25 protein-coding genes are annotated in these 26,686 nt (G+C 66.6%); 18 read left to right on the top strand and 7 right to left on the bottom strand.

Annotated elements, in window-relative coordinates; translation table 11 throughout:
- Positions 1–26: 26 nt before the first annotated feature.
- Positions 27–683, bottom strand: a complete 657-nt coding sequence (gene lexA / locus K6V06_RS13740) for a transcriptional repressor LexA (RefSeq protein WP_222244261.1) — start codon at positions 681–683, stop codon at positions 27–29.
- A 327-nt stretch (positions 684–1,010) separates the two neighbouring features.
- Between lexA and K6V06_RS13735 the strand changes: the two genes are divergently transcribed.
- The 8 genes from K6V06_RS13735 to K6V06_RS13700 all read left to right on the top strand — a co-directional run bounded on the left by K6V06_RS13735 (position 1,011) and on the right by K6V06_RS13700 (position 7,219).
- A complete protein-coding gene (locus tag K6V06_RS13735) occupies positions 1,011–2,009 on the top strand; it encodes an asparaginase (RefSeq protein WP_222244259.1) in 999 nt (332 codons plus the stop codon).
- 117 nt (positions 2,010–2,126) lie between these two features.
- Positions 2,127–2,498, top strand: a complete 372-nt coding sequence (gene rpsF, locus K6V06_RS13730; RefSeq protein WP_222244256.1) for a 30S ribosomal protein S6 — start codon at positions 2,127–2,129, stop codon at positions 2,496–2,498.
- A gap of 77 nt (positions 2,499–2,575) precedes the next feature.
- Complete coding sequence (gene priB / locus K6V06_RS13725) at positions 2,576–2,875, top strand: primosomal replication protein N (RefSeq protein ID WP_222244254.1); 300 nt, start codon at positions 2,576–2,578, stop codon at positions 2,873–2,875.
- A 3-nt stretch (positions 2,876–2,878) separates the two neighbouring features.
- Positions 2,879–3,157 (top strand): 30S ribosomal protein S18, encoded by a 279-nt coding sequence (rpsR, locus tag K6V06_RS13720; RefSeq protein ID WP_006575387.1) that lies wholly within the window; start codon positions 2,879–2,881, stop codon positions 3,155–3,157.
- A 28-nt stretch (positions 3,158–3,185) separates the two neighbouring features.
- A complete protein-coding gene (rplI, locus tag K6V06_RS13715) occupies positions 3,186–3,638 on the top strand; it encodes a 50S ribosomal protein L9 (protein WP_222244252.1) in 453 nt (150 codons plus the stop codon).
- A 216-nt stretch (positions 3,639–3,854) separates the two neighbouring features.
- The gene (locus K6V06_RS13710; protein ID WP_222244250.1) at positions 3,855–5,246 is read left to right on the top strand and encodes a replicative DNA helicase; all 1,392 of its coding nucleotides are present in this window, start codon (positions 3,855–3,857) and stop codon (positions 5,244–5,246) included.
- Between the two features lie 313 nt (positions 5,247–5,559).
- On the top strand, positions 5,560–6,186 hold the full coding sequence (locus tag K6V06_RS13705; protein WP_222244248.1) for a DUF47 domain-containing protein: 627 nt from the start codon (positions 5,560–5,562) through the stop codon (positions 6,184–6,186).
- 22 nt (positions 6,187–6,208) lie between these two features.
- Positions 6,209–7,219, top strand: coding sequence for an inorganic phosphate transporter (locus tag K6V06_RS13700; protein WP_222244246.1), 1,011 nt, complete (start codon positions 6,209–6,211; stop codon positions 7,217–7,219).
- 285 nt (positions 7,220–7,504) lie between these two features.
- Here K6V06_RS13700 and K6V06_RS13695 read toward each other — a convergent pair whose 3' ends face one another.
- From K6V06_RS13695 to K6V06_RS13675, 5 genes are all read right to left on the bottom strand, one after another.
- A complete protein-coding gene (locus tag K6V06_RS13695; RefSeq protein ID WP_222244244.1) occupies positions 7,505–8,161 on the bottom strand; it encodes a C40 family peptidase in 657 nt (218 codons plus the stop codon).
- 57 nt (positions 8,162–8,218) lie between these two features.
- Positions 8,219–8,623: a hypothetical protein gene (locus K6V06_RS13690; RefSeq protein ID WP_370637467.1), complete on the bottom strand. Its 405-nt coding sequence runs from the start codon at positions 8,621–8,623 to the stop codon at positions 8,219–8,221.
- 292 nt (positions 8,624–8,915) lie between these two features.
- Positions 8,916–10,613, bottom strand: a complete 1,698-nt coding sequence (locus tag K6V06_RS13685; RefSeq protein ID WP_222244242.1) for a PhoH family protein — start codon at positions 10,611–10,613, stop codon at positions 8,916–8,918.
- 384 nt (positions 10,614–10,997) lie between these two features.
- Complete coding sequence (locus tag K6V06_RS13680; RefSeq protein WP_222244240.1) at positions 10,998–11,459, bottom strand: peroxiredoxin; 462 nt, start codon at positions 11,457–11,459, stop codon at positions 10,998–11,000.
- Between the two features lie 181 nt (positions 11,460–11,640).
- Positions 11,641–12,042, bottom strand: coding sequence for an Mth938-like domain-containing protein (locus tag K6V06_RS13675; protein ID WP_222244238.1), 402 nt, complete (start codon positions 12,040–12,042; stop codon positions 11,641–11,643).
- A gap of 246 nt (positions 12,043–12,288) precedes the next feature.
- On the opposite strand from K6V06_RS13675, the gene K6V06_RS13670 reads away from it, so the two are divergent.
- The 9 genes from K6V06_RS13670 (at position 12,289) to clpB (ending at position 23,913) form a co-directional block, all read left to right on the top strand.
- Positions 12,289–13,521: a pyridoxal phosphate-dependent aminotransferase gene (locus K6V06_RS13670; RefSeq protein ID WP_222244236.1), complete on the top strand. Its 1,233-nt coding sequence runs from the start codon at positions 12,289–12,291 to the stop codon at positions 13,519–13,521.
- Positions 13,522–13,562: 41 nt separating this feature from the next.
- Positions 13,563–14,873 (top strand): homoserine dehydrogenase, encoded by a 1,311-nt coding sequence (locus tag K6V06_RS13665; RefSeq protein ID WP_222244234.1) that lies wholly within the window; start codon positions 13,563–13,565, stop codon positions 14,871–14,873.
- A gap of 24 nt (positions 14,874–14,897) precedes the next feature.
- Positions 14,898–16,361, top strand: a complete 1,464-nt coding sequence (gene thrC, locus K6V06_RS13660; protein ID WP_222244232.1) for a threonine synthase — start codon at positions 14,898–14,900, stop codon at positions 16,359–16,361.
- A gap of 150 nt (positions 16,362–16,511) precedes the next feature.
- Positions 16,512–17,735, top strand: coding sequence for a gephyrin-like molybdotransferase Glp (glp, locus tag K6V06_RS13655; protein ID WP_222244323.1), 1,224 nt, complete (start codon positions 16,512–16,514; stop codon positions 17,733–17,735).
- A 20-nt stretch (positions 17,736–17,755) separates the two neighbouring features.
- Positions 17,756–18,013 carry a molybdopterin converting factor subunit 1 gene (gene moaD / locus K6V06_RS13650; protein ID WP_222244230.1) on the top strand — a complete coding sequence of 86 codons (258 nt, stop codon included), beginning with the start codon at positions 17,756–17,758 and terminating at the stop codon, positions 18,011–18,013.
- Between the two features lies 1 nt (position 18,014).
- A complete protein-coding gene (moaE, locus tag K6V06_RS13645; RefSeq protein ID WP_222244227.1) occupies positions 18,015–18,506 on the top strand; it encodes a molybdopterin synthase catalytic subunit MoaE in 492 nt (163 codons plus the stop codon).
- Positions 18,503–18,883 carry a fluoride efflux transporter CrcB gene (crcB, locus tag K6V06_RS13640; RefSeq protein ID WP_222244225.1) on the top strand — a complete coding sequence of 127 codons (381 nt, stop codon included), beginning with the start codon at positions 18,503–18,505 and terminating at the stop codon, positions 18,881–18,883. Before moaE ends, crcB begins: the two co-directional genes overlap by 4 nt.
- A gap of 212 nt (positions 18,884–19,095) precedes the next feature.
- Positions 19,096–21,219 carry a D-(-)-3-hydroxybutyrate oligomer hydrolase gene (locus K6V06_RS13635; protein ID WP_222244223.1) on the top strand — a complete coding sequence of 708 codons (2,124 nt, stop codon included), beginning with the start codon at positions 19,096–19,098 and terminating at the stop codon, positions 21,217–21,219.
- Positions 21,220–21,324: 105 nt separating this feature from the next.
- Entirely contained in the window at positions 21,325–23,913 is a 2,589-nt protein-coding gene (clpB, locus tag K6V06_RS13630) for an ATP-dependent chaperone ClpB (protein ID WP_222244221.1), read from the top strand.
- A gap of 113 nt (positions 23,914–24,026) precedes the next feature.
- Here clpB and K6V06_RS13625 read toward each other — a convergent pair whose 3' ends face one another.
- Positions 24,027–25,202: a hypothetical protein gene (locus tag K6V06_RS13625; RefSeq protein WP_222244219.1), complete on the bottom strand. Its 1,176-nt coding sequence runs from the start codon at positions 25,200–25,202 to the stop codon at positions 24,027–24,029.
- 440 nt (positions 25,203–25,642) lie between these two features.
- On the opposite strand from K6V06_RS13625, the gene K6V06_RS13620 reads away from it, so the two are divergent.
- Positions 25,643–26,650, top strand: coding sequence for a sulfate ABC transporter substrate-binding protein (locus tag K6V06_RS13620; protein WP_222244217.1), 1,008 nt, complete (start codon positions 25,643–25,645; stop codon positions 26,648–26,650).
- Positions 26,651–26,686 lie beyond the last annotated feature (36 nt).

Below are 26,686 nucleotides of genomic sequence, written 5' to 3'. Positions count from 1 at the left end.
GGAGGGGCGGGTGGTCCCGCCGGTAATCAGAAGGCCGACGGGCGGATCAGACCGACCGCGATGCCCTCCAGTGAGAATTCATCGCGCCCGGGGCGCACGACGATATTGCTGAAGTCCGGGTTCTCGGCGATCAGCTCGATGCTGTCGCCCTTGCGGTTCAGTCGCTTGACGGTAACGTCCTCGCCGATACGCGCCACCACGATCTTGCCGTTGGCGGCTTCCTGGGCTCGGCGCACCGCGAGCAGGTCGCCATCGAGAATGCCGGCGTCGCGCATGCTCATGCCGCGTACCCGCAGCAGGTAATCCGGGCGTTCGTCGAAGACCGAGGCATCGACCTGGTATTGACGGTCGATGTGTTCGGCCGCGAGGATCGGGCTGCCGGCCGCGACGCGGCCGACCAGCGGCAGCGACAGTTGCAGCACGCCCGCCAGCGGCAGCGAGAATTGATCGGACAGTTCCGAATCGCTGCGGTTGACCTTGAGGCGAATTCCCCGCGAAGCGCCCGGCGTGATCTCGATGACCCCCTTGCGGGCGAGGGCGCGCAGATGTTCTTCGGCGGCATTGGGCGAGGAAAAACCGAACTGCGCGGCAATTTCGGCACGGGTCGGCGGAATGCCGGATTGCCGGATCGTATTGCGGATCAGATCGAAGATCTGCTGCTGCCGCGGAGTCAGGGTCGCCATGGTCGCCAGGTGGATTGGGTTGCGGGGAACAGCATGGCGAAGGAGCGCCGCACTGTCCGAACCACTGTACGTTTAAACAGTGTGCTGTGATTTTATACAGTGTGACGAGAAGTGCAAGTGGAATTTCTCGCTGTTGCCTGGATGCATAGGGAGCCGCTTGCGGCATCCGGAGATGCCTTGCGGTGCCCCCCAACGTGTTAGCCGGGCGGCAGGCGCCATGGTGCGATCCGGTAGGCGGTACAATCGGCGCCTTTCGTTTTCCGCGGTTTACGTGCGCCGCCCCTGTTGCGGGCGCCTCTTGTCCATCCTGAATAGACGCCTGTTCCCATGTCGACCTTGCCACGTGTGATCGTCCTCGCCACCGGCGGAACCATCGCGGGTTCCGCGTCCAGCGCCGCCAGCAGCGCCCGTTACCAGGCGGCAACGGTGCCGGTGTCGGCGCTGCTGCAGGCGGTGCCGGTGCTCGGCGCGGTGGCCAGGCTGGAGGCGGAGCAGGTCGCGCAGGTGGACAGCAAGGACATGTCGTTCGGGCTATGGAAACGGCTGTCCGCCCGGATCGACCACTGGGCGGCGCAGCCCGATGTCGCGGGCATCGTCGTCACGCACGGCACCGACACCCTGGAAGAGACCGCGATGCTGCTGCATCTGACCCTGCGCGTCGAGGTGCCGGTGGTGCTGACCGCCGCGATGCGGCCCTCGACGGCATTGTCGGCCGATGGACCGGCCAACCTGCTCGATGCGATCCGGGTCGCCGCCGATCCGCAGGCGCATGGCAAGGGCGTGCTGGTGGTGCTGAACCAGGAGATCCATTCCGCCCGCGATGCGGTCAAGGCGCATACGGCGTCGGTTGGGGCCTTCGTTTCGCCCTCCGCCGGGCCGCTGGGCTTCGTGCAGGATGCGACCGTGCGCGTCCTGCGCGCGCCGTTGCCCGGACCGGCCGAGCCGTGGGCGATGCCGTCGTCGTGGCCGCTGGTGGAAATCGTCGCCAGCTATGCCGAGCCGAGCCGGCTGATGGTCGATGCGCTGGTTGCCGGCGGCGCGCGTGGCATCGTCGTTGCCGCGGCGGGCAACGGTTCGGTCCATGACACGCTGGTGGCGGCGCTGGTCGATGCCGCGGAAGCCGGCGTCGCGGTGGTGCGCAGCAGCCGGACCGGCGCAGGGCATGTCGCGGTGCCGCCCTATATCAATCCCGCGGCGGCGGCGTTCCCGACCGCGGGCGACCTGAATCCGTACAAGGCTCGTGTGGCGCTGGGGCTGCTGCTGGGCGCCGAACCGGATCTCGCCGCGGATGCGATGGCCCTGCAGCAACGCCTGCTTGCCATCTAGGGGCGTGGCGGGGCAGTCGGCTTGCCGTTCTTCCCATAGCCGGGCTATAATAGCCGGCTAACCAACCTTGCCGCACTGGACGTGACGCCCAGGCGGCTCATCCCAAAAGGAGCGTCAATGCGTCATTACGAAATCGTTTTCATCGTCCACCCGGACCAGAGCGAACAAGTGCCGGCCATGATCGAGCGTTACAAGACGCTGGTCACCTCGCAGAACGGCCAGGTCCACCGCGTGGAAGACTGGGGCCGCCGTCAGCTGGCCTACATGATCCAGAAGCTGGCCAAGGCTCACTACGTGTGCATGAACATCGAGTGCGGCAAGGACACGCTGTCGGAGCTCGAGCACGCGTTCAAGTTCAACGACGCCGTGCTGCGCCACCTCATCGTCCAGACCAAGAAGGCCGAAACCGCGCCGTCGCCGATGATGAAGGAAGTCCAGCGCGAGGAAGCCCGCAAGGCCTCGCAAACCAGCGAAAGCCCGGCCGCCTGATAACGGCGGCGGTGCAGGGTGCGAACACTTGACGCGTCGCCGGCCCGTCGCCGGCGCGGCGGGTGGGGGCACAAGCGGTGAACCAGCTGAGGCTACTGGCCACGCTCGCCGAACGCGATGCGTTGCGCTTTACCCCCGCCGGCATCCCCGTTGTCAACTGTCTGCTGCATTACAGCGGAGAGGTGACCGAAGCGCGCACCCAGCGTCAACTCGAATTTGCCATCGCGGCAATGGGAGTTGGAGAGGTCGGGCAGCGCCTGGAGCGGACCCCGCTCGGCACGCTGCTCGATTGCGAGGGATTCCTCGCCCGCAAGCACCGCAACAGCAAGGCTCTCGTCTTTCACATCACTGGATGTAAAGCATTCGTAAAGGATTGAATCATGGCATTCGTCAAACGTGACAACAAGAACAAGAAGCGCTTCCAGCAGCAGAACCCGCTGTTCAAGCGCAAGCGCTTCTGCCGCTTCACCGTGGCTGGCGTCGAACAGATCGACTACAAGGATCTGGACACCCTGAAGGACTTCATCGGCGACAACGGCAAGATCACGCCGGCTCGCCTGACCGGCACCAAGGCGCACTATCAGCGTCAGCTCGACACGGCCATCAAGCGCGCCCGCTTCCTGGCGCTGCTGCCGTACACCGACCTGCACAAGAACTGATCGCCCGGGTCGTCAAGGAGAAAACACGATGCAAGTCATTCTGCTGGAAAAAGTCATCAACCTGGGCAACCTGGGTGACATCGTTCGCGTCAAGGACGGTTACGCTCGCAACTTCCTGATCCCGACCAAGCTGGCCCGTCGCGCCACCCAGTCGGCCATCGAGGAATTCGAGGCCAAGCGCGCCGACCTGGAAAAGGCTGCCGCCGAGAAGCTGGCCGCCGCCCAGGGCGAAGGCGAGAAGCTGAACGGCCTGACGCTGCAGATCACGCAGAAGTCGGGCGTGGACGGCCGTCTGTTCGGCTCGGTCACCAACGCGGACATCGCCGAGGCACTGGCTACCCAGGGCTTCAAGGTCGAGAAGGCGCAGGTCCGCCTGCCCAACGGTCCGCTGAAGATGGTCGGCGACCACCCGGTTTCGGTGTCGCTGCACACCGACGTCGTGGTCGACATCACCGTGTCGGTGCTGGGCGAGCAGGTCTAAGCCCGAGCGCAGTCAGTCGTCGGGATCCGCCGCGCGGCGCACCGGTCGGTGCCGCTGCGTGACGGACCGCGAAGGACAAAGGCAGAAGCCGGGTGTACGCCCGGCTTCTGCCTTTTTTCATTCTGGCAAGGCCGCGTTGCGGCAGCCGTTGTCATTCCGCTCGCCGGCCGCGCATCGCACGCTGCCGGCCGGGCCGGACCGCTATAATTGCCCCCCATGAACGCGCCCGTCGCCGATCCCCAACTCGATAATCTCAAGGTTCCGCCGCACTCGATCGAGGCCGAGCAATCGGTGCTGGGCGGTCTGCTGCTGGACAACGCAGCGTGGGACCGCATCGCCGATTTCCTGTCCGAGGCGGACTTTTATCGCTTCGATCACCGGGTGATCTTCCAGAGCATCGCCCGGCTGATTTCCGACACCAAGCCGGCTGACGTCATCACCGTCTACGAGATGCTGCAGGTGGCCGGCAAGGCAGAGGAAGTCGGCGGGCTGGCCTACCTGAATTCGCTGGCGCAGAACACGCCAAGCGCCGCCAATATCCGCCGCTACGCCGAGATCGTGCGCGAGCGGGCGGTGCTGCGCAAGCTGGTCACGGTGGCGGACGACATCGCCACCGCCGCCTTTGCCCCCAAGGGGAGGGAGGTGCGTGAGCTGCTGGACGAGGCCGAGTCCAAGGTGTTCGCCATTGCCGAAGAGGGCTCGCGCGGCCAGAAGGGCTTCCAGGAGATTCAGCCGCTGCTGACCCAGGTGGTCGAGCGGATCGATGAGCTGTATCACCGGGACTCCACCACCGACGTGACCGGCGTGCCGACCGGCTTCATCGACCTGGACCGGATGACCAGCGGCATGCAACCCGGCGACCTGATCATCGTCGCCGGACGCCCCTCGATGGGCAAGACCGCGTTCTCGCTGAACATTGGCGAGCACGTCGCGGTCGAGCAGGGCCTGCCGGTGGCGGTGTTCTCGATGGAAATGGCCGGCACCCAGCTCGCCATGCGTATGCTCGGTTCGGTGGGCCGGCTTGACCAGCACCGGTTGCGGACCGGCCGGCTGCTGGACGAGGACTGGCCGCGGCTGACGCACGCGATCCAGCGGATGAACGACGCGCAGCTGTTCATCGACGAGACGCCGGCGCTCAATCCGATGGAACTGCGCGCGCGCTCGCGCCGGCTGGCGCGGCAGTGCGGCCAGCTGGGCCTGATCATCATCGATTACCTGCAGCTGATGTCGGGCTCGGGCGGCGGCGAGAACCGCGCCACCGAGATCTCCGAGATCTCGCGGTCGCTCAAGGGCCTGGCCAAGGAACTCAACTGCCCGGTGATCGCGCTGTCGCAGCTGAACCGCAGCCTGGAGCAGCGGCCCAACAAGCGGCCGGTGATGTCCGACCTGCGCGAATCGGGCGCCATCGAACAGGATGCCGACGTGATCCTGTTCATTTACCGCGACGAGGTCTACAACCCCGACTCGCAGGACAAGGGCACCGCGGAAATCATCATCGGCAAGCAGCGTAACGGCCCGATCGGCACCGTGCGGCTGACCTTCCTGGGCCAGTTCACCAAGTTCGACAACTTCAGCGGCGGGCCGGCGTTCTTCGACAACGACACCTGAGCGCCGCTTCGATGTCCCCGGGGCGGTTCTCCCGGGCACGGCGCTTGCACGGGTTGGGTCCACCTCTGTCCTGCCTCCATGACGCTGCGACCCAATCGTGGCAGTGCGACCGTTTTGGCGGTCACGCAGCCTGTAGAATATGGCTCTTTTGTGACAGTTGGCCGGTGGGCATGCCGGCCGAATGATGGACGTGCGACGGCTTTGGCGCGCGTCCTGGCATGTGCGGCATGACCCCGCCGGGGCGGTCTGCCGAACGATCTACAACCCCTGTTTTGCAACGGACGGCGCGCCAGCGCCGTGACAAGGAACGTCCATGTTCGGTCGATTCATGCCCACCGAGGGCAAGTTCTTCGAATATTTCAATCAGCATGCCGAGTGCGCGGTGACCGCCTCGCGCGAGCTTGAAGCGCTGATCAACGACCTCGCCAATGCCGAGGTGCACGCACGGCGCGTGCAGGCCACCGAGAAGAAGGCGGACCGCATCACCCACGACACCATCGACCTGCTGCACAAGACCTTCATCACGCCGCTGGACCGGGACGAGATCCACAAGCTGATCACGACCATGGACGACATCCTCGACCTGATGGAGGACGTGGCCGAAACGATCACGCTTTATGACGTCACCAGCCTGACCGAGGAAGCCCGCAAGCTGGCTGCCGTCTGCGTCCAGTGCTGTGAACTGGTCAAGATCGCAGTCGGCCTGCTGGAGGACATGGGCAACGCCAGCACCATCCTGCAGACCGCCCAGCAGATCGACCAGCTCGAGTCCGAGGCCGACCGGCTGATGCGCTCGGCCATCTCCAAGCTGTTCCGTGACGAAACCGACGTCAAGCGGCTGATCAAGATGAAGGCCATCTTCGAGCAGCTGGAAACCATCACGGACAAGTGCGAGGACGTGGCCAACATCATCGAGGGCATCGTGCTCGAGAACGCGTGAGCGGCGCAGACAGGAACTCCACATGCAGACCGTACAAATGAGCTTGTGGGTGATCGTCCTGCTGGTGACGCTTGCCTTGCTGTTCGACTTCATGAATGGCTTCCACGACGCGGCCAATTCGATCGCGACCGTGGTCTCCACCGGGGTGCTGAAGCCCCACCATGCCGTGGCGCTGGCTGCCATGTGCAATGTGATCGCGATCTTCGTGTTCCACCTGAAGGTGGCCGCCACCGTCGGCACCGGCACGATCGACGTCAATATCGTCGATCACTACGTGATATTCGGTGCGCTGGTCGGCGCCATCGCCTGGAACCTGATTACCTGGTACTACGGCATTCCCTCGTCGTCGTCCCACGCGCTGATCGGCGGACTGGTCGGCGCCGCGGTAGCCAAGGCCGGTACGGGCGCCCTGGTGGCAAGCGGCCTGCTCAAGACCGTCGCGTTCATCCTGGTGTCGCCGATCCTGGGCATGCTGCTCGGTTCGCTGCTGATGCTGGTGGTGGGCTGGACCTTCTTTCGCACGCCGCCGTCGCGCGTGGACCGCTGGTTCCGCCGGCTGCAGCTGGTGTCGGCCTCGCTGTACAGCCTGGGCCACGGCGGCAATGACGCGCAGAAGACCATCGGCATCATCTGGATGCTGCTGATTGCCAGCGGCCACGTGATGCAAGGCGCGGCGGAGCCGCCGGTGTGGGTGATCGTCAGCTGCTATGTCGCAATCGGCATGGGCACGCTGTTCGGCGGCTGGCGCATCGTGCGGACCATGGGCCAGAAGATCACCAAGCTCAAGCCGGTAGGCGGCTTCTGCGCGGAAACCGGCGGGGCGATCTCGCTGTTCTTCGCCTCCTCGCTCGGTGTGCCGGTATCGACGACGCACACCATTACCGGTGCCATCGTCGGGGTCGGTTCGGTGCACAAGCTGTCGGCGGTGCGCTGGGGCGTGGCGGGCAATATCGTCTGGGCCTGGGTGCTGACCATCCCGGCATCGGCGTTCATGTCCGCCATCGCCTGGTGGATCGGGCGGCAGGTGCTGTAAGCCCGCGGCCCTCTCCCCCGGCCCCTCTCCCGCAAGCGGGCGAGGGGAGCAAACCGGCAGCCTGGTTGATTGCCCTTGGTGTCCCCTTCCTCGCAAGCGGGCGAGGGGAGCAAACCGGCAGTCTGGTTGATTGCCCTCGATGTCCCCTTCCTCGCAAGCGGGCATGTGGAGCAAACCGGCAGCCCGATGGATGGCTCTCGGTGTTCCCCCTCTCCCGCTTGCGGGAGAGGGTCGGGGAGAGGGTAGCGGGCGCTCGACCGGGCGCTATCCCGCCCTGCACAGTTCCTACCGATTGGCGAACGCCGCGATCGGATCGTCGTCGTCCGGCTGCGGCGCAGGCGCCGGCGCCGGCGCCGGCGCGGGCGTGATCTGCGGTGGCGCCACCGGCACGGTGGCGCTGGCGATGCGCCGTGCGCCCTCGTAGCGGCGCGCCCAGTAGGACTTGGTCATGTCCTCCAGCCGCACCGTGCCGCCGCTCGAAGGCGCATGCACGAAGCGGTTCTGGCCGACATAGATGCCGACATGGGAGTTGGCACGTCCGGTCGTGTTGAAGAACACCAGGTCGCCGGCCGCCACCTGGGCCCGTTCCAGCGGGACGCCACGCGTGCCCATCGCCTGCGTGGTGCGTGGCAGGTCGACGTTGGCGGCGCGCGCCACCACATACCGGACCAGTCCACTGCAATCGAATCCGGAGTCCGGCGTATTGCCGCCGTAGCGGTAGGGCGTGCCGACCAGTGCCATCGCCTGGATGGAGATTTCCTCCAGCCCCGCGCTTGGGTCGACGATGGGGGCGCGGGGCGCGTGGCTGCCGGTGCCGCCATGGCGCGGCGGCGGCGAGCTGGCGCAGGCCGCCAGCAGCAGCGACAGCGCCGCGGCCAGGGGGGCAAGGGAGCGCGAGAAACCGATACGCGAGGAACGAATAGCAGGACGGTCTGATGGCATGCGTTGTCGCGTGCCAGCCCGGCGGGGTGCGCCGTCCAGACGGCGCACCGGCGGGCGCTACCAGCGCAGCTGATTGTCCCAGCTGCCGGTCTGGACCGTCATGGATCTGGACTGGCCATTGAAAGTGGCGTGCACATTGTAGCGGCCCGGCGGCGCCTTGATCAGGCAACGTGGCCCATCGGCGCGAAAGCGGGCCACTTCGTGGTCATCGCGCATCAGTCGCACGTCGACATCGGACAGATATTCGCCCCGGGCGCCCTCGGTAAACAGCAGACCCAGGTTGAACGGCGTCTTGCGCTTCGCCAGCGCCTGCTGCTCATCGGCGCCGATGCCACCGCAGGCATAGCTGATCGCCCCTACGGTACGGATCACGGGCCCGGCCGCGGCCGGGCTGACAGCGGCGTCGGGCAAGGCCGGCGGGGACGACGCGGCCGGCGACACGGCCGCGGGCTGCGCGGACACGGGGGCGGGTGCAATCCATCCTGTCCAGATTGCCGCCAGGGCAGCGCCGGCAAGGACCCCGGCGGCAGCCGCAGCGCGCGGTCGGCGAAACAAGGCTGACATCATTCCTCCACGGTCATTTCGCTACCGGCAGGCGAGGGCAAGGTCGGAACCACGCAAGCGGAGCCACGCCAGCGGGACCCACAAGAAAAAAAGGCCGCCGCCGGTGGGCGGCAGCCTATGGTAAGCGGCGCTTGGCCTGGCCGCTGCCGGACGCGCGCCTACACTGCGCGACGCATGGGCAGCCATGGCGTCACAGCACGTCCGCCGCGTGGTCGGCCAGGCGGGAGCGTTCGCCCCGCGCCAGCGTGATATGCCCGCTGTGGCTCCAGCCCTTGAAGCGGTCGACGACGAAGGTCAGGCCCGAGGAGCCTTCGGTCAGGTAAGGCGTGTCGATCTGCGCGATATTGCCAAGGCAGACGATCTTGGTGCCGGGACCGGCGCGCGTGACCAGCGTCTTCATCTGCTTGGGCGTCAGGTTCTGCGCCTCGTCGATGATGACGAACTTGTTGACGAAGGTCCGGCCGCGCATGAAGTTCATGCTCTTGACCTTGATGCGGGAGCGGATCAGCTCCTGCGTGGCGGCACGGCCCCAGTCGCCGGCGCTGTCGTCGCTCTTTTGCAGGACTTCGAGGTTGTCGTCGAAGGCGCCCATCCAGGGCTGCATCTTCTCCTCCTCGGTACCCGGCAGGAAGCCGATGTCCTCGCCGACCGGCACGGTGGCCCGGGTCACGATGATCTCGTTGTACAGCTTCTGGTCCAGCACCTGTTCCAGCCCCGCGGCGAGCGCAAGCAGCGTCTTGCCGGTGCCGGCCTGGCCGAGCAGCGTGACGAAATCGATTTCCGGATTCATCAGCAGGTTCAGCGCGAAGTTCTGCTCGCGGTTGCGTGCGGTGATGCTCCAGACGTTGTTCTTGTGGTGCGTGTAGTCCTTCAGCGTCTGCAGCAGCGCGGTCTTGCCGTTGATTTCCTTGACCTGCGCATACAGCGGCAGGCTGCCGTCCATCGGTTCCAGGTAGACGAACTGGTTGACCAGGAACGAGGGCACCAGCGGGCCGGTCAGCCGGTAGAACATCGCCCCGGACTTCGGATCCTGCCAGCTTTCGACGCCCTTGCCGTGCTTCGCCCAGAAGTCGTTGGGCAGGATCATCACGCCCGAGTACAGCAGGTCCTTGTCCTCCAGGACCTGGTCGTTGAAATAGTCCTCGGCGGGCAGGCCCAGCGCGCGCGCCTTGATCCGCATGTTGATGTCCTTGGACACCAGCACGACCAGGCGCTCCGGATATTGCTGCTGCAGGGCGCTGACGACGGCGAGGATCTGGTTGTCGGCCTTGCCCTCGGGCAGTCCTTCCGGCAGCTTGGTCTCGTTCAGGCGGGTCTGGAAGAACAGCGTGCCCTGCGCGTCGCGATTGCCCAGTTTCGCCAGCGGCACGCCCTCGTCGAGCAGGCCGTCCGTTTCCGCCAGCAGCGCATCGAGCGTGCGGCTGACGGTGCGGGCGTTGCGCGCGACTTCGCTCATGCCCTTCTTGTGGTTGTCCAGCTCCTCCAGCGTCATCATCGGCAGATAGATGTCGTGCTCTTCGAAGCGGAACAGCGAACTGGGGTCGTGCATCAGCACGTTGGTGTCGAGCACGAACAGCTTGGCCGGCCCGATATCCTTCCTGCGGCGGGCCGACGGTGCCGGCGCGGTCTTGACCAGCGACATCGGCGTGGCGCCGGCGCCGGACGAGGCCGGCGCATCCTTGGCGCGCGAGCGCGTCGAGGGGGCGCGCGCCTTGATCGGAGCGACAACCGGAAGCTCCGATTCACCGCTTTCCAGCAGACCGACGCGTTCGAGCGCGGGAACCGGTTTCTTCTCGTGCGTTGCGGTCTTTGTCAGCCTGGCGACCGGCTTGAACTCGGCCGGGTCCAGCAGTTGTGCGGGCTTGGCGGGCATGGTCGGCAGCGGCATGCTTGGCGTTCCTTTCAACGAAGAGAAAGCGGGAGGGAATCGGCGGCGAAAAAGCGCGTGTGCCGGCGCGGCCGGGCACAAAAAAGCCGCCAGACCTGTCTGCCAGGCGTGGCGGCTTTGGTGGAGGCGGTGCGGGGCGACCGCGCTGCCTGCCACGGGCTGGAGGTCCTGGGACTGGACCAGTGGCCGGAATCCCTGCCAGTGTGGCGGGGGCGTCGGCGGGCAGGCAGGGAAAGCGGCAATGAAGATCCGGTGCCGGCCACCAGTGGCATGCGCCTTGGCCGGACCGATACGACAGCGTGGCAACCAGATTCTGCACTCATTACGAGGCAATGTATCCGAAGGATTCCGGTTTGGCAATCGGCGGCGTGCCCGCTCTTGCCGTCACATCCCTTGCACGATTTCCAGCACTTCCTCGACGTGGCTCGGCACCTTGATGCCGCGCAGTTCGTGGCGCAGCACGCCGTCCCTGTCGATCACGAAGGTGCTGCGCTCGATGCCGCGGACCTCCTTGCCATAGAGCTTTTTCATCTTGATGACATCGAACAGCTGGCACAGCGCTTCGTCACCGTCGGAAATCAGTTCGAACGGCAGTTCGAGCTTGGCCTTGAAGTTTTCGTGCGAGCGCAGGCTGTCGCGCGAGATGCCGAACACCGCCGCGCCGGCTGCCACGAAGGCGTCGTGGTGATCGCGGAAGTCCATCGCCTCGTTGGTGCAGCCGGGCGTGTTGTCCTTCGGATAGAAGTACAGCACCACGGTCTTGCCACGCTGGGCGGCGAGGGAGAAGGTCCCGCCGGTGGCGGGTGCGCTGAAATCCGGTACGACCTGGTCGAGGCTCACTGTCATTGTTATGGCTCCTTGCGGGAAGCGGCTCGTGGAGTGATTTGCGGAAGTGACGATGCCCGTCGGGTTGCGGCTCTGGAGCGGGCGCGACCGTCCCTGGCGGACCGGCGTCACCGTGCTGTGGCCAGATGGGGGCGCGGGCCAGAATGTTCAAGCGTGACGGGAAGAAGACAAGGGCGGCGGGTCAGCCGTGGGAGGCGCCATCGTCGGGCAACGTCTCCAGCAACAGCACCGCCGCCACTCTTCGGCCCTCCGCCATCAGGATGTTGTAGGTCCGGCAGGCGGCCTGCATGTCCATCGACTCGATGCCGATGCGTTGGCGCGTCAACCCGGCGGTCAGGCGTGGATGGGGAAACCGCAGCTTGTCGCCGGTACCCAGCAGCACCACTTCCGGGGCACGCGCCGCAAGGGCGTCGAACTGCTCGGGCGCCAGGTCCTCGAAGCGGCTGGCGGGCCAGTTCTGCACCTCGCCCTCGGGCATCACCACGACGGAGCCGGCATAGCGGACCTTGTTGATTTCGATATAGCCCGGTCCGTACCCGGTGACGGTATTCAGGGCATTGGGCTGGTCGGCATGAAGTTTCAAAGGGCACCTCGTCCTTCGGCGGCGCTGGTCGCCGCCATCTGCGGCAAGGCCGCCACGGTCGCGGAAACCCCGCCGAAGTCTGTCATAATTCGCTAAATTATAGCCTTTGCCTCCCGGCTGGCTGCACCGGCTCGCGCAAACTCCGTGCCGGCGCCAGCGGGAGCGCGCCGAGCTGATTCCCTTGATCCGCTGACCCTGATTCCCGCCGCTCGATGCGGCGGCTGCTCTCTTCCTGCCGACGACGCCGTGAAACCGATCCAGAAATCACAAAAGCTGAACAACGTCTGTTACGACATCCGCGGTCCGGTGCTGGAGAAGGCCAGGCAGATGGAGGAGGAGGGGCACAAGATCATCAAGCTCAATATCGGCAACCTGGCCGTATTCGGCTTCGATGCGCCGGAAGAGATCCAGCAGGACATGATGCGGAACCTGCCCAATTCGGCGGGCTACTCGGACTCGAAGGGCATCTTCGCCGCGCGCAAGGCGATCATGCACTACACGCAGCAGAAGCATATCCAGGGCGTCGGGCTGGACGACATCTATGTCGGCAACGGCGCCTCGGAACTGATCGTGATGTCGGTCAACGCGCTGCTCAACAGCGGGGACGAGGTACTGGTGCCCGCGCCGGACTATCCGCTGTGGACCGCGGCGGTCAGCCTGTCGGGCGGCACGCCGGTGCATTACATCTGCGACGAAGCCAACGACTGGATGCCCGATGTCGAGGACATCCGCGCGAAGATCACGCCCAACACCAAGGGTATCGTGGTGATCAACCCGAACAACCCGACCGGCGCGCTGTATTCCGACGAATTGCTGATGCAGATCGTGGCGATCGCGCGCGAGTTCGGCCTGATCATCTTCGCCGACGAGATCTACGACAAGGTGCTGTACGACGGCCGCACCCACACCTCGATCGCCTCGCTGTCGACCGATGTGCTGACCGTCACCTTCAATGGCCTGTCGAAGAACTACCGCTCCTGCGGCTACCGTGCCGGCTGGATGGTGGTGTCCGGCGACAAGCGGCCGGCGCTGGACTATATCGAAGGGCTGAACATGCTGTCCTCGATGCGCCTGTGCGCCAATGTGCCGGCGCAATGGGCGATCCAGACCGCGCTGGGCGGCTACCAGAGCATCGATGACCTGGTGGGCGAGGGCGGCCGGCTGCGCCGCCAGCGCGACCTGGCCTGGGAGCTCATCACGAAGATCCCGGGCGTTACCTGCGTCAAGCCCAAGGCCGCGCTGTACCTGTTCCCGCGCCTCGATCCGGAGATGTACCCGATCCAGGACGATCAGGAATTCATCTACGAACTGCTGCAGGAGTCCAAGGTGCTGCTGGTGCAGGGTACCGGCTTCAACTGGCCGCGCCCCGACCATTTCCGCATCGTGTTCCTGCCGCACGAGGAAGACCTGCGCGAGGCCATCTCGCGCGTCGCGCGCTTCCTGGAGGCGTACCGCAAACGGCACGGCGCGGCCGCCTGATCGTTCCCGCTTTTCATTCGCAACCCAGAAATCGTCTGACCATGAATCCCATCAAAGTAGGCCTGCTCGGCATCGGCACCGTCGGTAGCGGCACGTACAACGTGCTCAAGCGCAACGGAGAGGAGATTCGCCGCCGCGCCGGCCGCGGCATCGAAATCGCCGTGGTGGCCGACCTGAACACCGAGCGCGCCCGCGAACTGACCGGTGGCGAGGTCGAGGTGGTGGCCGATGCGCGCGAGGTAGTCGAGCGCGCCGACATCGATATCGTGGTCGAACTGATCGGCGGCTACGGCATCGCCCGCGAACTCGTGCTGCGCGCCATCGAGAATGGCAAGCACGTGGTGACCGCCAACAAGGCGCTGCTCGCCGTGCATGGCAACGAGATCTTCGAAGCCGCGCGCCGCAAGGGCGTGATGGTGGCCTTCGAGGCCGCGGTCGCCGGCGGCATCCCCATCATCAAGGCGCTGCGCGAAGGGCTGACCGCCAACCGCATCCAGTGGATCGCCGGCATCATCAACGGCACCACCAACTTCATCCTGTCGGAGATGCGCGACAAGGGCCTGGACTTCGACACCGTGCTGAAGGAAGCGCAGCGGCTGGGCTATGCCGAGGCCGACCCGACCTTCGACATCGAGGGCATCGACGCCGCGCACAAGGTCACGCTGATGAGCTCGATTGCCTTCGGCATGCCGGTGCAGTTCGACAAGGCGCACGTGGAAGGCATCACGCGCCTGTCGTCGGTCGACATCCGCTACGCCGAGGAACTGGGCTACCGCATCAAGCTGCTGGGCCTGACGCGCCGGCGCGAGGATGGCATCGAGCTGCGCGTGCATCCGACACTGGTGCCCGCCTCGCGGCTGATCGCCAATGTCGAGGGCGCGATGAATGCCGTGCTGGTGCAGGGCGATGCGGTGGGCGCGACGCTGTACTATGGCAAGGGCGCCGGCGCGGAGCCGACCGCCTCGGCGGTGATCGCCGATCTGGTCGATGTCACCCGGCTGCACACCGCCGATCCCGAGCATCGCGTGCCGCATCTGGCGTTCCAGCCGGACGAGCTGTCCAGCGTGCCGGTGCTTCCCATCGAGGACGTCACCAGCAGCTACTACCTGCGCATGCGCGTCTCCGACGAGACCGGCGTGCTGGCCGACATCACGCGTATCCTCGCCGATGCCGGCATCTCGATCGATGCGATGCTGCAGAAGGAGTCGCGCGACGACGAACCGCAGACCGACATCATCATGCTGACGCACCTGGCGCGCGAGCGGCAGGTCAACGCCGCCATCGCCCGCATCGAGGCGCTGCCGACCGTGCTGTCCGGCGTCACGCGCCTGCGCATGGAAGAACTGAACTGATCCGTCCGAGTTGAAGTCATTCCGATGAAATACCAGTCCACGCGCGGCCACGAGATGCCGCAGTCGTTTTCCGAGATCCTGCTGGGCGGGCTGGCACCGGACGGCGGCCTGTTCATGCCGGCGCGCTATCCGCAGGTGACCGCCGACGAGCTGGAGTCGTGGCGCGCGCTGTCGTATGCCGACCTGGCGTTCGAGGTGCTCAGCCGCTTCTGCGACGACATTCCCGCCGAGGACCTGCGCGCACTGACGCGCAAGACCTACACCCCGGCCGTATATTGCAACGCCCGCACCGGCGACAACACCGCCGACATCACGCCGCTGCGCAAGCTGGGCGAGGAGGGCGGCGCGCCGCTGTATCTGCTGGGGCTGTCCAATGGGCCGACGCTGGCCTTCAAGGACATGGCCATGCAGCTGCTGGGCAACCTGTTCGAGTACGCGCTGGCGCGGGAAGGGCAGGAGCTGAACATCCTCGGCGCGACCTCGGGCGATACCGGCAGCGCCGCCGAGTACGCGATGCGAGGCAAGCGCGGCATCCGCGTCTTCATGCTGAGCCCGCACCTGAAGATGAGCGCGTTCCAGACGGCGCAGATGTTCAGCCTGCAGGACCCGAACATCTTCAACCTGGCGGTTGAAGGGGTGTTCGACGACTGCCAGGACATCGTCAAGGCGGTGTCCAGCGACCTGGAGTTCAAGGCGCGGCAGAAGATCGGCACGGTCAATTCGATCAACTGGGCGCGCGTGGTCGCGCAGGTGGTGTACTACTTCAAGGGCTGGCTGCTGGCCACCGACCCGGCCAACGGTGGTGCAGGCCGCGGCGGCAGGGTCTCGTTCTGCGTGCCGTCGGGCAATTTCGGCAACGTCTGCGCCGGCCATATCGCGCGCATGATGGGCCTGCCGATCGACAAGCTGGTGGTCGCCACCAACGAGAACGACGTGCTGGACGAGTTCTTCCGCACTGGCGTCTACCGCGTGCGCAAGTCGGCGGAGACGTACCACACCTCCAGCCCCAGCATGGATATCTCGAAGGCCTCGAACTTCGAGCGCTTCATCTTCGATCTGCTGGCGCACGATGCGGGCAAGCTGGCGCAGCTGTTCCGCGATGTCGATGCGAAGGGCGGCTTCGATCTGCGCGGCACGCCGGAATTCGACCGCATTCGCGAGTTCGGCTTCGTCTCGGGCCGCAGCACCCATTCGGACCGCATCGCCACCATTCGCGACCTGTCCTCGCGCTATGGCGTGACCATCGACACCCACACCGCGGACGGTGTCAAGGTGGCCCGCGAGTACCTGGAACCGGGCACGCCGATGGTGGTGCTGGAAACCGCGCTGCCGGCCAAGTTCGCCGACACCATCCGTGAGGCGCTGGGCCACGAGCCGGAGCGTCCCGCCAGCTTCGAGGGCATCGAGTCGCTGCCGCAGCGTTTCGAGGTGGTGCACGCGGACGTGCAGCAGATCAAGGACTTCATCGTCCGCCATACCGGGCTGTAAGCGCGCCGGCGCCGCCCGCCGGCCGAGCGCCAGGACTGCGGCGCGGCTGGCGGCGGCTGACTACAATTCCGGTATGCCCTTCAATTCGCCGCCGCACTCGCCAGCGGCGGTGCCCATGGACACGATCGTACGATGGACACTCGCCCCCCGATGCTGACGCTGGCCCAGGCGCTGGAGCGCCTGCTGGCCGGCGCGCAGCCGCTTGCCCGCTCTCCGCTCGATTGCGAGCGCATCGACACGCTGCAGGCCAACGGCCGCGTGCTGGCGCAGCCGGTCAGCAGCAGCCTGGATGTGCCGCCGGCGGACAACACCTCGATGGACGGCTACGCGGTGCGGTGCGCCGACATCGGCCAGGCTGGCACCCGGCTGCGGGTCGCGCAGCGGATTCCGGCCGGCCATGTCGGCGTGCCGCTGCAGCCGGGCACGGCGGCGCGCATCTTCACCGGCGGGCTGATTCCGCCAGGCGCGGATGCGGTCGTCATGCAGGAGCAATGCGAGGCGGATGGCGACGACGTGGTGGTGCGCCATGTGCCGCAACCGGGCGAGTGGATTCGCCGCGCCGGCGAGGATATCGTCGCCGGCAGCGAGATCCTGCCGGCCGGCACGCGGCTGACGCCCCAGGCCCTCGGCCTGGCGGCCTCGGTGGGCCAGGCGACGCTGGAGGTGGTGCGTCGCGCCCGCGTGGCGGTCTTCTTCACCGGCGACGAGCTGGCGATGCCCGGCGAAGTACTCAAGCCCGGGGCGATCTACAACTCGAACCGCTTCACCCTGCGGGGGCTGCTGGAGGACCTGGGCTGCGAGGTCACCGATTTCGGCATCGTGCCGGACAGCCTGGGCGCCACCCGCGAAACGCTGCGGCTGGCCGCGCAGGAGCACGACCTGATCCTGACCTCGGGCGGCGTGTCGGTCGGCGAGGAGGACCATATCAAGCCGGCGGTGGAAGCCGAAGGGCGGCTGGACATGTGGCAGATCGCCATCAAGCCGGGCAAGCCGCTGGCCTTCGGCCATGTGGCGCGGGCACAGGGGGCGGGCGAAGCGGCCTTCCTCGGGCTGCCCGGCAATCCGGTTTCCAGCTTCGTCACCTTCCTGCTGCTGGTGCGGCCGTTCCTGCTGCGCCTGCAGGGCGTGCAGGCGGTACTGCCGCGGCGTGTGCCGATGCGCGCGGATTTCGCGTTGCCGCGCGGCGACCGCCGCAACGAGTTCCTGCGCGCCAGGATCAACGACGCGGGCGGCCTGGACCTGTTCCCCAACCAGAGTTCGGGGGTGCTGACCTCCACGGTGTGGGGCGACGGCCTGGTCGATAATCCGCCCAACCAGGCGATCCGCGCCGGCGATACCGTGCAGTTCCTGCCGTTCGCCGCGCTGATGCAGTAAGCGGGACAGAAAGGAGCATCATGCAGATCGAATTGCGCTTCTTCGCCAGCGTGCGCGAGCAGGTCGGCGTCGCCGAACAGTCGGTGCAGTTGCCGGCCGGGATCACCACCGTGGGCGGCGTGCGGCAATGGCTGCGCGAGCGTGGTGGGGCCTGGGAGCAGGCGCTGGCGCAGGGCAGGGCGCTGCGCATGGCGGTGGACCACGCCGTCGCCGCCGAGGACACGGCGTTGCGGGACGGCTGCGAGGTCGCCTTCTTCCCGCCGGTGACCGGGGGTTGAGATGAGCGTACGGGTGCAACGCGAGGACTTCGACCTCGGCGCCGAGGTCGCGGCGCTGCGCGCGGGCAAGGCGGCGATCGGCGCCGTGGCGGCCTTCGTCGGCACGGTTCGGGACGTCAACGATGGCTCGCCGGTCCGGGCGATGGAGCTGGAGCACTATCCGGGCATGACCGAGAAGGCGCTGGCCCGCATCGAGGAAGACGCACGGGCGCGCTGGGCGCTGCAGGGCGTCACCATCATCCATCGGGTCGGCCCGCTGCTGCCGCAGGACCAGATCGTGCTGGTGGCGGTCGCATCGGCGCATCGCGGCAATGCCTTCGCCGCCTGCGAATTCATCATGGACTACCTGAAATCCGAGGCGCCGTTCTGGAAGAAGGAATCGACGCCGGAAGGCGAGCGCTGGGTCGATGCGCGGGTCAGCGACGAGGCGGCGCTGGCGCGCTGGGGCCTGCGCTCGGGCAACTCGGCAGCGGGCGAGGGCAGCGAGCCTTGAGCGCGCTGGGGTTTGCCGCGGTCGGCATCGGCGCGGCCTGCGGCGCCTGGCTGCGCTGGCTGTTCTCGTTGCTGTGGAACGCCGCCAATCCGGCGCTTCCCTACGGCACCCTGGCCGCCAATCTGCTGGGCGGCCTGCTGATCGGCATCGCCATCGGCTTCTTCGATACCCATGCATCGCTGCCGCCGGCGTGGCGGCTGCTGGTGGTCACCGGCTTCCTGGGCGGGCTGACCACGTTCTCGACCTTCTCCGGTGAACTGGCCGCCAATCTGCTGGCGGGGGACTACGGTAGCGCGGCGTTGCATCTGCTATTGCACCTGGGCGGATCGCTGCTGCTGACCTTCGCGGGGCTCTGGGGTTACCGGGCGCTCGCCTGAACGCACGGCCCGAATCCGGCCGCTCCCCTTGCGATGTGAAGCGGGGGCCAGTTCTTGTCGCAAAGATCAGTTCCTTTCGCGATTGGCATCCTGGTGCCGGCTTTGTCGGCATCCGTCCTCTTGCGTCCCTTTCCCTTCCGTTCGTCTCTTCCTACCATGAAGTGCCGGCCACGGCAGCCATCGCGTCAAGAGGGCCGGCGGGAGGAGAGAACATGGGAGAGGCAAACCACAAGGCAATGTGGACGAGGCGGCGTCTTCTGTTGCCGCTGGCCGGGCTGCTCCTGGTCACGCCAGGTTGCGACTGGGAGGGCGAGGACGAGTTCTGGCACGGCGAGAACCATCGCAAGCCCGACTGGCTGACCAACGTGTCGGTACAGCGCTATGCGGGCGATGACGACCTGCTGACCGCGGGCCTGGGCAAGGACGGCCTGGCATCGAGCACGGCCCCGCTTCCGCGCGACCTGAACGCGCCGACCGCCCGGGAGCTGCGCCGGTACGCCATCTACAGCAACTACCGGGCGCTGGTGGATGTCAGCGCGGGAGGAGGGTATGGCACCCTCTATGGGCCGAATGTCGATGCCAATGGCAATGTGACCGACTCGCAGGGTCGCATCCCGGGCGTCGAGTATCTTGGCTATGCCGACGACGGCAGCGGGCGCGAGAACGTCACCATGATGGTGCAGATACCGGACAGCTTCAATCCGGACCGGCCTTGCCTGATTACCGCCACTTCCTCCGGATCGCGCGGCGTCTACGGCGGCATCCCGACCGCCGAATGGGGCCTGAAGCGGGGCTGCGCGGTGGCCTATACCGACAAGGGCACCGGCGCCGCGCCGCACGACCTGGACAACGACACCGTACCCCTGATCGATGGCACCCGGACGTCGCGCAGAAGTGCCGGCGATCGCGCCCAGTTCGCCGCGCCGCTGGACAATGCCGCGCGCGAGGCGTTCGTCGCTGCGGCGCCGCACCGCTACGCCTTCAAGCACGCGCATTCGCAGCGCAACCCGGAAAAGGACTGGGGCCGCTACACCTTGCAGGCCATCGAGTTCGGCATCTGGGCGATCAACGAGCAGGTGTGGGAGCAGCGCCAGAGGCGGCTGGGCCGCGACGACGTGCTGGTGATCGCCTCCAGCCTGTCCAACGGCGGCGGCGCGGCCATTGCCGCCGCGGAGGCGGACACCGAGGGGTGGATCGATGGCGTGGCCGTCGCCGAGCCAAACCTGAACCTGCCGCCCGACACCGGCATCACGGTCCGGCGCGGCGGTGCGGCGGTGCCGGCCAGCGGCCGCACGCTGTACGACTACACCACCGTGGCCAACCTGCTGCAGCTTTGCGCCGCGCTGGACCCCGACCAGGCGAACGCCCCGTTCGCCAGCTACTACGCCACCCTGGGCAGCATCCCGGCCAACCGCTGTGCCGCGCTGGCGGCCGCAGGCACGATCACTGGCGCCACCACCGCACAGCGCGCCGCCAGCGCGCAGGCCGCGCTGCGCGACTATGGCTGGGAGCCCGAAGCCGCAGCCCTGCACGCCTCGCTGGGCTTCTTCGAGGTCGCCAATGCCGTCGCCGTCACCTTTGCCAATTCCCTGGCGCGCGCCAGCGTCGCGGACCGGCTGTGCGGCTTCAGCTTCAGCGGCGTGGGCGCCGGACAGGCGCCGGCACCCGCGCCCGGCGTGCAGCTGGCCAATATGTTCGCCGTCGGCAACGGCATCCCGCCGTCGGCCGACGTGCAGCTGATCAACGACCGCGACCCGCGCGGGCCGCGCCGCGACCTGTTCTCGCGCTCGCCCGACAGCCTGGTGGACGACGCCAACGCGGCTGGGGCCTATTGCCTGCGTGGGCTGCTGACGGGGCAGGGCGCCGAGGCCGCGGCGCTGCAGGCCGGGCAGCGCGACACCCTGCGCACCGGCAACCTGCGCGGCAAGCCGACGCTGATCGTCCATGGTCGTGACGACGCGCTGCTGCCGGTCAACCACACCTCGCGGCCGTACCTGGCGCTCAATCGCCAGCGCGAGGGACAGGGCAGCCGGCTGTCCTATATCGAGGTCACCAATGCCCAGCACTTCGATGCCTTCAACCAGCTGGTGCCGGGCTACGACACCCGGTATGTGCCGCTGCATCTGTATCTGAACCGGGCGCTGGACGCGATGTACGCGCATTTGCGCGACGGCGCGCCCTTGCCGCCGTCGCAGGTGGTGCGCACCGTGCCCCGCGGGGGGCTGCCAGCGCAAGCGCCGGCGATCACGGCGGCCAACGTGCCGGCTTTCAGCAACAGCCCCGGCAGTGCCGACCGCATTACCGTGGAAGGCAATACCGTGCGGGTGCCAGATTGAGCGCCGCGCCTTGAAATGTCATTGGCGGGCCCTATCTTCCCGATAACCGAACGCGGCCGGTCGCCATGACCGGCCCGCCACCAGAATCCGAGAGAGGGCTTTCCGATGCGTCTAGACAAACTGACGACCCGATTCCAGGAAGCACTGGCCGACGCCCAGACCCTGGCGATCGGCAATGACAACCAGTACATCGAGCCGCAGCATGTGGTGCGCGCGCTGCTGTCGCAGGACGACGGCTCCGCACGCGGTCTGCTGTCGCGCGCCGGCGTCAACGTGAACGGGCTCGCCAATGCAATGGACGCGGCCATCAAGCGGCTGCCGCAAGTGCAGGGCTCCAGCCAGGTCCAGATCGGTCGCGATCTGGCCGGGCTGTTCAACGCCACCGAGAAGGAGGCGATCAAGCGCGGCGACCAGTTCATCGCCAGCGAGCTGTTCCTGCTCGCCGTGGCCGACGACAAGGGCGACACCGGCCGCATTGCCCGCGAGCATGGCCTGACCCGCAAGTCGCTGGAGTCCGCCATCGAGGCTGTCCGTGGCGGCGAGTCGGTCAACAGCGCCGACGCCGAGGCCCAGCGCGAGGCGCTGAAGAAGTACACCATCGACCTGACCGAGCGCGCCCGTATCGGCAAGCTGGACCCGGTGATCGGCCGCGACGATGAAATCCGCCGGGCCATCCAGATCCTGCAGCGCCGCACCAAGAACAATCCGGTGCTGATCGGCGAGCCGGGCGTGGGCAAGACCGCCATCGTCGAAGGGCTGGCGCAGCGTATCGTCAACGGCGAGGTGCCCGAGTCGCTGAAGAACAAGCGCGTGCTGGTGCTGGACATGGCGGGGCTGCTGGCCGGCGCCAAGTACCGCGGCGAGTTCGAGGAGCGGCTCAAGGCCGTGCTGTCCGACATCGCCAAGGACGAGGGCCAGACCATCGTCTTCATCGACGAGATCCACACCATGGTCGGCGCCGGCAAGGCGGAAGGCGCGATCGACGCGGGCAACATGCTCAAGCCCGCGCTGGCGCGCGGCGAGCTGCACTGCATCGGCGCCACCACGCTGGACGAGTACCGCAAGTACATCGAGAAGGACGCTGCCCTGGAGCGCCGCTTCCAGAAGGTGCTGGTCGACGAGCCCAGCGTCGAGGCCACCATCGCCATCCTGCGCGGTCTGCAGGAAAAGTACGAGCTGCACCACGGGGTCGAGATCACCGACCCGGCCATCGTCGCGGCGGCGGAGCTGTCGCACCGCTATATCACCGACCGCTTCCTGCCCGACAAGGCGATCGACCTGATCGACGAGGCGGCGGCGCGCATCAAGATGGAAATCGACTCCAAGCCGGAGGAGATGGACCGCCTGGAGCGCCGCACCATCCAGCTGAAGATCGAGCGCGAGGCGGTGCGCAAGGAAACCGACGAGGCGTCGCGCAAGCGGCTGGAACTGATCGAGCAGGAAATCGAGCGGCTGGAAAAGGAGTACGCCGACCTCGATGAAATCTGGAAGGCGGAGAAGGGCGCCGCGCAGGGTGCCGCCGCGCTGAAGGAAGAGATCGACAAGGTTCGCCTGGAGATCGCCCGCCTGCAGCGCGAAGGCAAGCTGGACAAGGTGGCCGAGCTGCAATACGGCCGCCTGCCGGAACTCGAAGGCAAGCTGCGCGCGGCGACGGATGCGGAAGCCAGCGAGCAGAAGCAGCCGAACCGGCTGCTGCGCACGCAAGTGGGCGCCGAGGAGATCGCCGAGGTGGTCAGCCGCGCGACAGGCATCCCCGTGTCGAAGATGATGCAGGGCGAGCGCGAGAAGTTGATCGCGATGGAGGACCATCTGCACAGGCGCGTGGTCGGCCAGGATGAGGCCGTGCGGCTGGTAGCCGATGCGATCCGGCGCTCCCGCGCCGGTCTGGCCGACGAGAACAAGCCTTACGGCTCGTTCCTGTTCCTGGGCCCTACTGGGGTAGGCAAGACCGAGCTGTGCAAGGCGCTGGCCGAGTTCCTGTTCGATTCGCAGGAGCACCTGATCCGCATCGACATGAGCGAATTCATGGAGAAGCACAGCGTCTCGCGGCTGATCGGCGCGCCGCCGGGCTATGTCGGCTACGAGGAAGGCGGCTACCTGACCGAGGCGGTGCGGCGCAAGCCGTATAGCGTGGTGCTGCTCGACGAAGTCGAGAAGGCGCACCCGGACGTCTTCAATGTGCTGCTGCAGGTGCTGGACGATGGCCGCCTGACCGATGGCCAGGGCCGTACCGTGGACTTCAAGAACACGGTGATCGTGATGACATCGAACCTTGGTTCGCAGATCATCCAGTCGATGGCCGGCGAGCCGCACGAAGCCGTCAAGGGCGCGGTGTGGCAGGAGGTCAAGACGCAGTTCCGTCCGGAGTTCCTGAACCGGATCGACGAGGTGGTGGTGTTCCACTCGCTGGACCAGCAGCATATCGAATCGATCGCCCGCATCCAGCTGGACCGGCTGCAGGCGCGGCTGGCACGGATGGACATGACGCTCGAAGTCACCGAGGCGGCGCTGGAGCGGATTGCCAGCGCCGGATACGATCCGGTGTTCGGCGCGCGGCCGCTGAAGCGTGCGATCCAGCAGCAGATCGAGAACCCGGTCGCGCGTCTGATCCTGGAGGGCAAGTTCGCCGCCAAGGACATCGTGCCGGTGGACTTCCGCGAAGGAGAGTTCACCTTCGGGCGGGTGGTGCACTGAGGGGTGCCTCAGCGGTATCAGCGGAAGCGACAACGCCGGGCGAATGCCCGGCGTTTTTTTTCCGGTGAAGCGGATCGGACCGCAGCAGTCAACACTGCGACTGCTGGCGGGCGCTACGGTGTGGCGCCCTGCGACGAATCCTCTGCGCTCGCCGTAGACCGCTGCGGTGGAGCGCCGGCCGCTGGCGGCCCTTCGCAGTGCAGGTGCAGCTTGCCGTCGACGCGGAAGACATAGCCCTCTGGCATGGCGTCGCAGCGATAGTGCTTGCCCTTGAAAAAGTCGCCTATGCCCGGGAACCGCATGCGGCGCACAGACTCGACCTCGGCCTGTAGCATCGCGGTCAACTGTTCGGTTTCCCACCTGCGCACAAGGTCGCGCATGGAGCCATATTGCGAGTTTGCCAGCCGCGCTCGCAGGACGTCGCCCTGGAGGCCGCTGCTGGCAGGCCCCTTGACCCTGTTCTGGTTCGACAGGCGAAGCGCCCCGCACTTGCCGGGACTCTGAAAGACCGCTTTGAACACCGAAGGGTCTTCGGCCTGGACTATCTCCTTGAAGTTGCCATGGCAGAAGAAGGGGTCATCCATCATCTTGCGCAAATCAGCCGGGTGTGTCGTCCCCGCCCCCATGCTCATGGAGGCGATTGCACTATGCAGGTAGAAAGGGTCGCCGTCGGTGCCCGTTGGCCTGGATTCGCGTTCCGCGAGAATGCTGTGGATTCGCTCTTCCAATATGATTGCGCGCGGTACGGGATGGCGGTTGGCGGCACGGGTTAGAATCGCGCCGTCGTCAAGCCGGAAGAGGCTCAGTACCGCCTGGAGCCAGGAACGGCTGGGCTCGCTAATCCGGACCTTGCCCCCGTCGCCGGGCATCTCCACGACAAACTGCCGCACGCCGGCGGTGAACCCTCCCGCCCCTACGAGGGCACCCACGCCGCCAGGCCTGCGCAGAAGCGTCTTCGCTTCACCAACCGAGGCGAATTCGGGTTTCCAGCCGGCTTTGCCGGACTCAGTGGTGTCTTCCGGCTGTGAGGCGGCGACAACCTTGGTCTCGCTGACCGCCGCATTGACCTTCGCCAGCCTTGCGTCGTCGTTGGCAGGGTTGGCCGCATCGATGTTCATCAGCGCGACGACCTGCACCGCACCGGGGTCCGGTGTCTTCTGTATCCAATAGCAGCCGCTGGGCAGGCGGATATTGGTGCCTCTGGCTAGCTGCCTGTTCCCCTCGTCGGACGACAAGAATTTTCGTAGCGGAGCGATATCGGCGAAGGAGGTCGTGGTTTGGGTAGGCATGACATCAGGTCGGAGCAGCGTGGGGTAACGACGGTACGGTCCAGAGAGCTGCACACTGTAATGTCAGGCTCAGTGGCTGGCTTTTCGATTTCAGAGGCGGCTATCGTTGGTGCATCCAAAGGGGCGGGTTTGATCTCGGTCAAGGCAATAACGCGCGTGCAGCCGTACCATCGACCCGGTCATGAAGATGCGGGGGCGCTCTTCATGACTTGTCTACCCGTTTCCGCCATGGAAACTTGTGCCCGTGCCATGCAAATGGCGCGGGCTTTTTCTTTTGCCCGCACAGGATCCCCGGGGGCAACGGGGGCTTATGCGAAAAACCTGCTTGCATCGGCGAAACGATTCGTTCCGTGTCGTGGCGGGCCTCGGTAGTCTCACTCCGTCCCGATGCGCCGCCTGACGGTGCCGCGTATCGGCGCTTTCTACCGACGGAGCCACCGATGATTCGCAAGCAGGCCATTGCGGCCGCCATCCTGCTGTTTGCCACCACGCTGGGCGCCGCCCAGGCCCAGACCACGCTGCTCAACGTGTCGTACGACCCAACCCGGGAGCTGTACGTGGACGTCAATGCCGCCTTCGCCAAGGCGTGGAAGGCCCGGGGTGGCGACAACGTGACCATCCGCCAGTCGCATGGCGGCTCGGGCAAGCAGGCCCGCTCGGTGATCGACGGTCTGGAGGCCGATGTGGTCACGCTCGCGCTGGGCTACGACATCGATGCGATCGCGGAAAGGGGGCTGATCAAGCCGGACTGGCAGAAGCGCCTGCCACACAACGCGGCGCCCTATACCTCGACCATCGTCTTCCTGGTCCGCAAGGGCAACCCCAAGGGCATCCGCGACTGGAACGATCTGGTGCGGCCGGGCGTGAAGGTGATCACCCCGAACCCGAAGACCTCTGGCGGCGCACGCTGGAATTACCTTGCGGCCTGGGGCTACGCGTTGCGCCAGCCGGGCGGCAGCGATGCCACTGCCCGCGATTTCGTCGGCAAGTTGCTGAAGAACGTGCCGGTGCTCGATTCCGGCGCGCGCGGCGCGACCACGACCTTCGTCGAGCGTGGCATCGGCGATGTGCTGATCGCCTGGGAAAACGAGGCGCTGCTGGCCATCAAGGAGCTCGGACCGGACAAGTTCGATATTGTCGCGCCGTCGCTGTCGATCCTGGCCGAGCCGCCCGTCGCCGTGGTCGACAAGGTGGTGGACAAGCGCGGCACCCGCAAGGCGGCGGAGGCCTATCTGCAGTTCCTCTATACCGACGAGGGCCAGGAACTGGCGGCGCGCAACTATTACCGTCCGGTGTCGGACAAGGTGGCGGCCAAGTACGCCGCCAGCTTCCCCAAGGTCAACCTGTTCACCATCGACGCGGTGTTCGGGGGCTGGCAAAAGGCGCAGAAGACGCACTTCGCCGACGGCGGTACCTTCGATCAGGTCTATCAACCTGGCCGGCATTGACGGTCACCTGCCGCCCGCGGCTGCCGCCGGGCAGGA

The organism is Cupriavidus sp. AU9028, from assembly GCF_019795295.1.
Classification (GTDB): domain Bacteria; phylum Pseudomonadota; class Gammaproteobacteria; order Burkholderiales; family Burkholderiaceae; genus Cupriavidus.
Note: the sequence above shows the minus strand (reverse complement) of the source record. Positions and strands in the feature narration are given on the sequence as shown.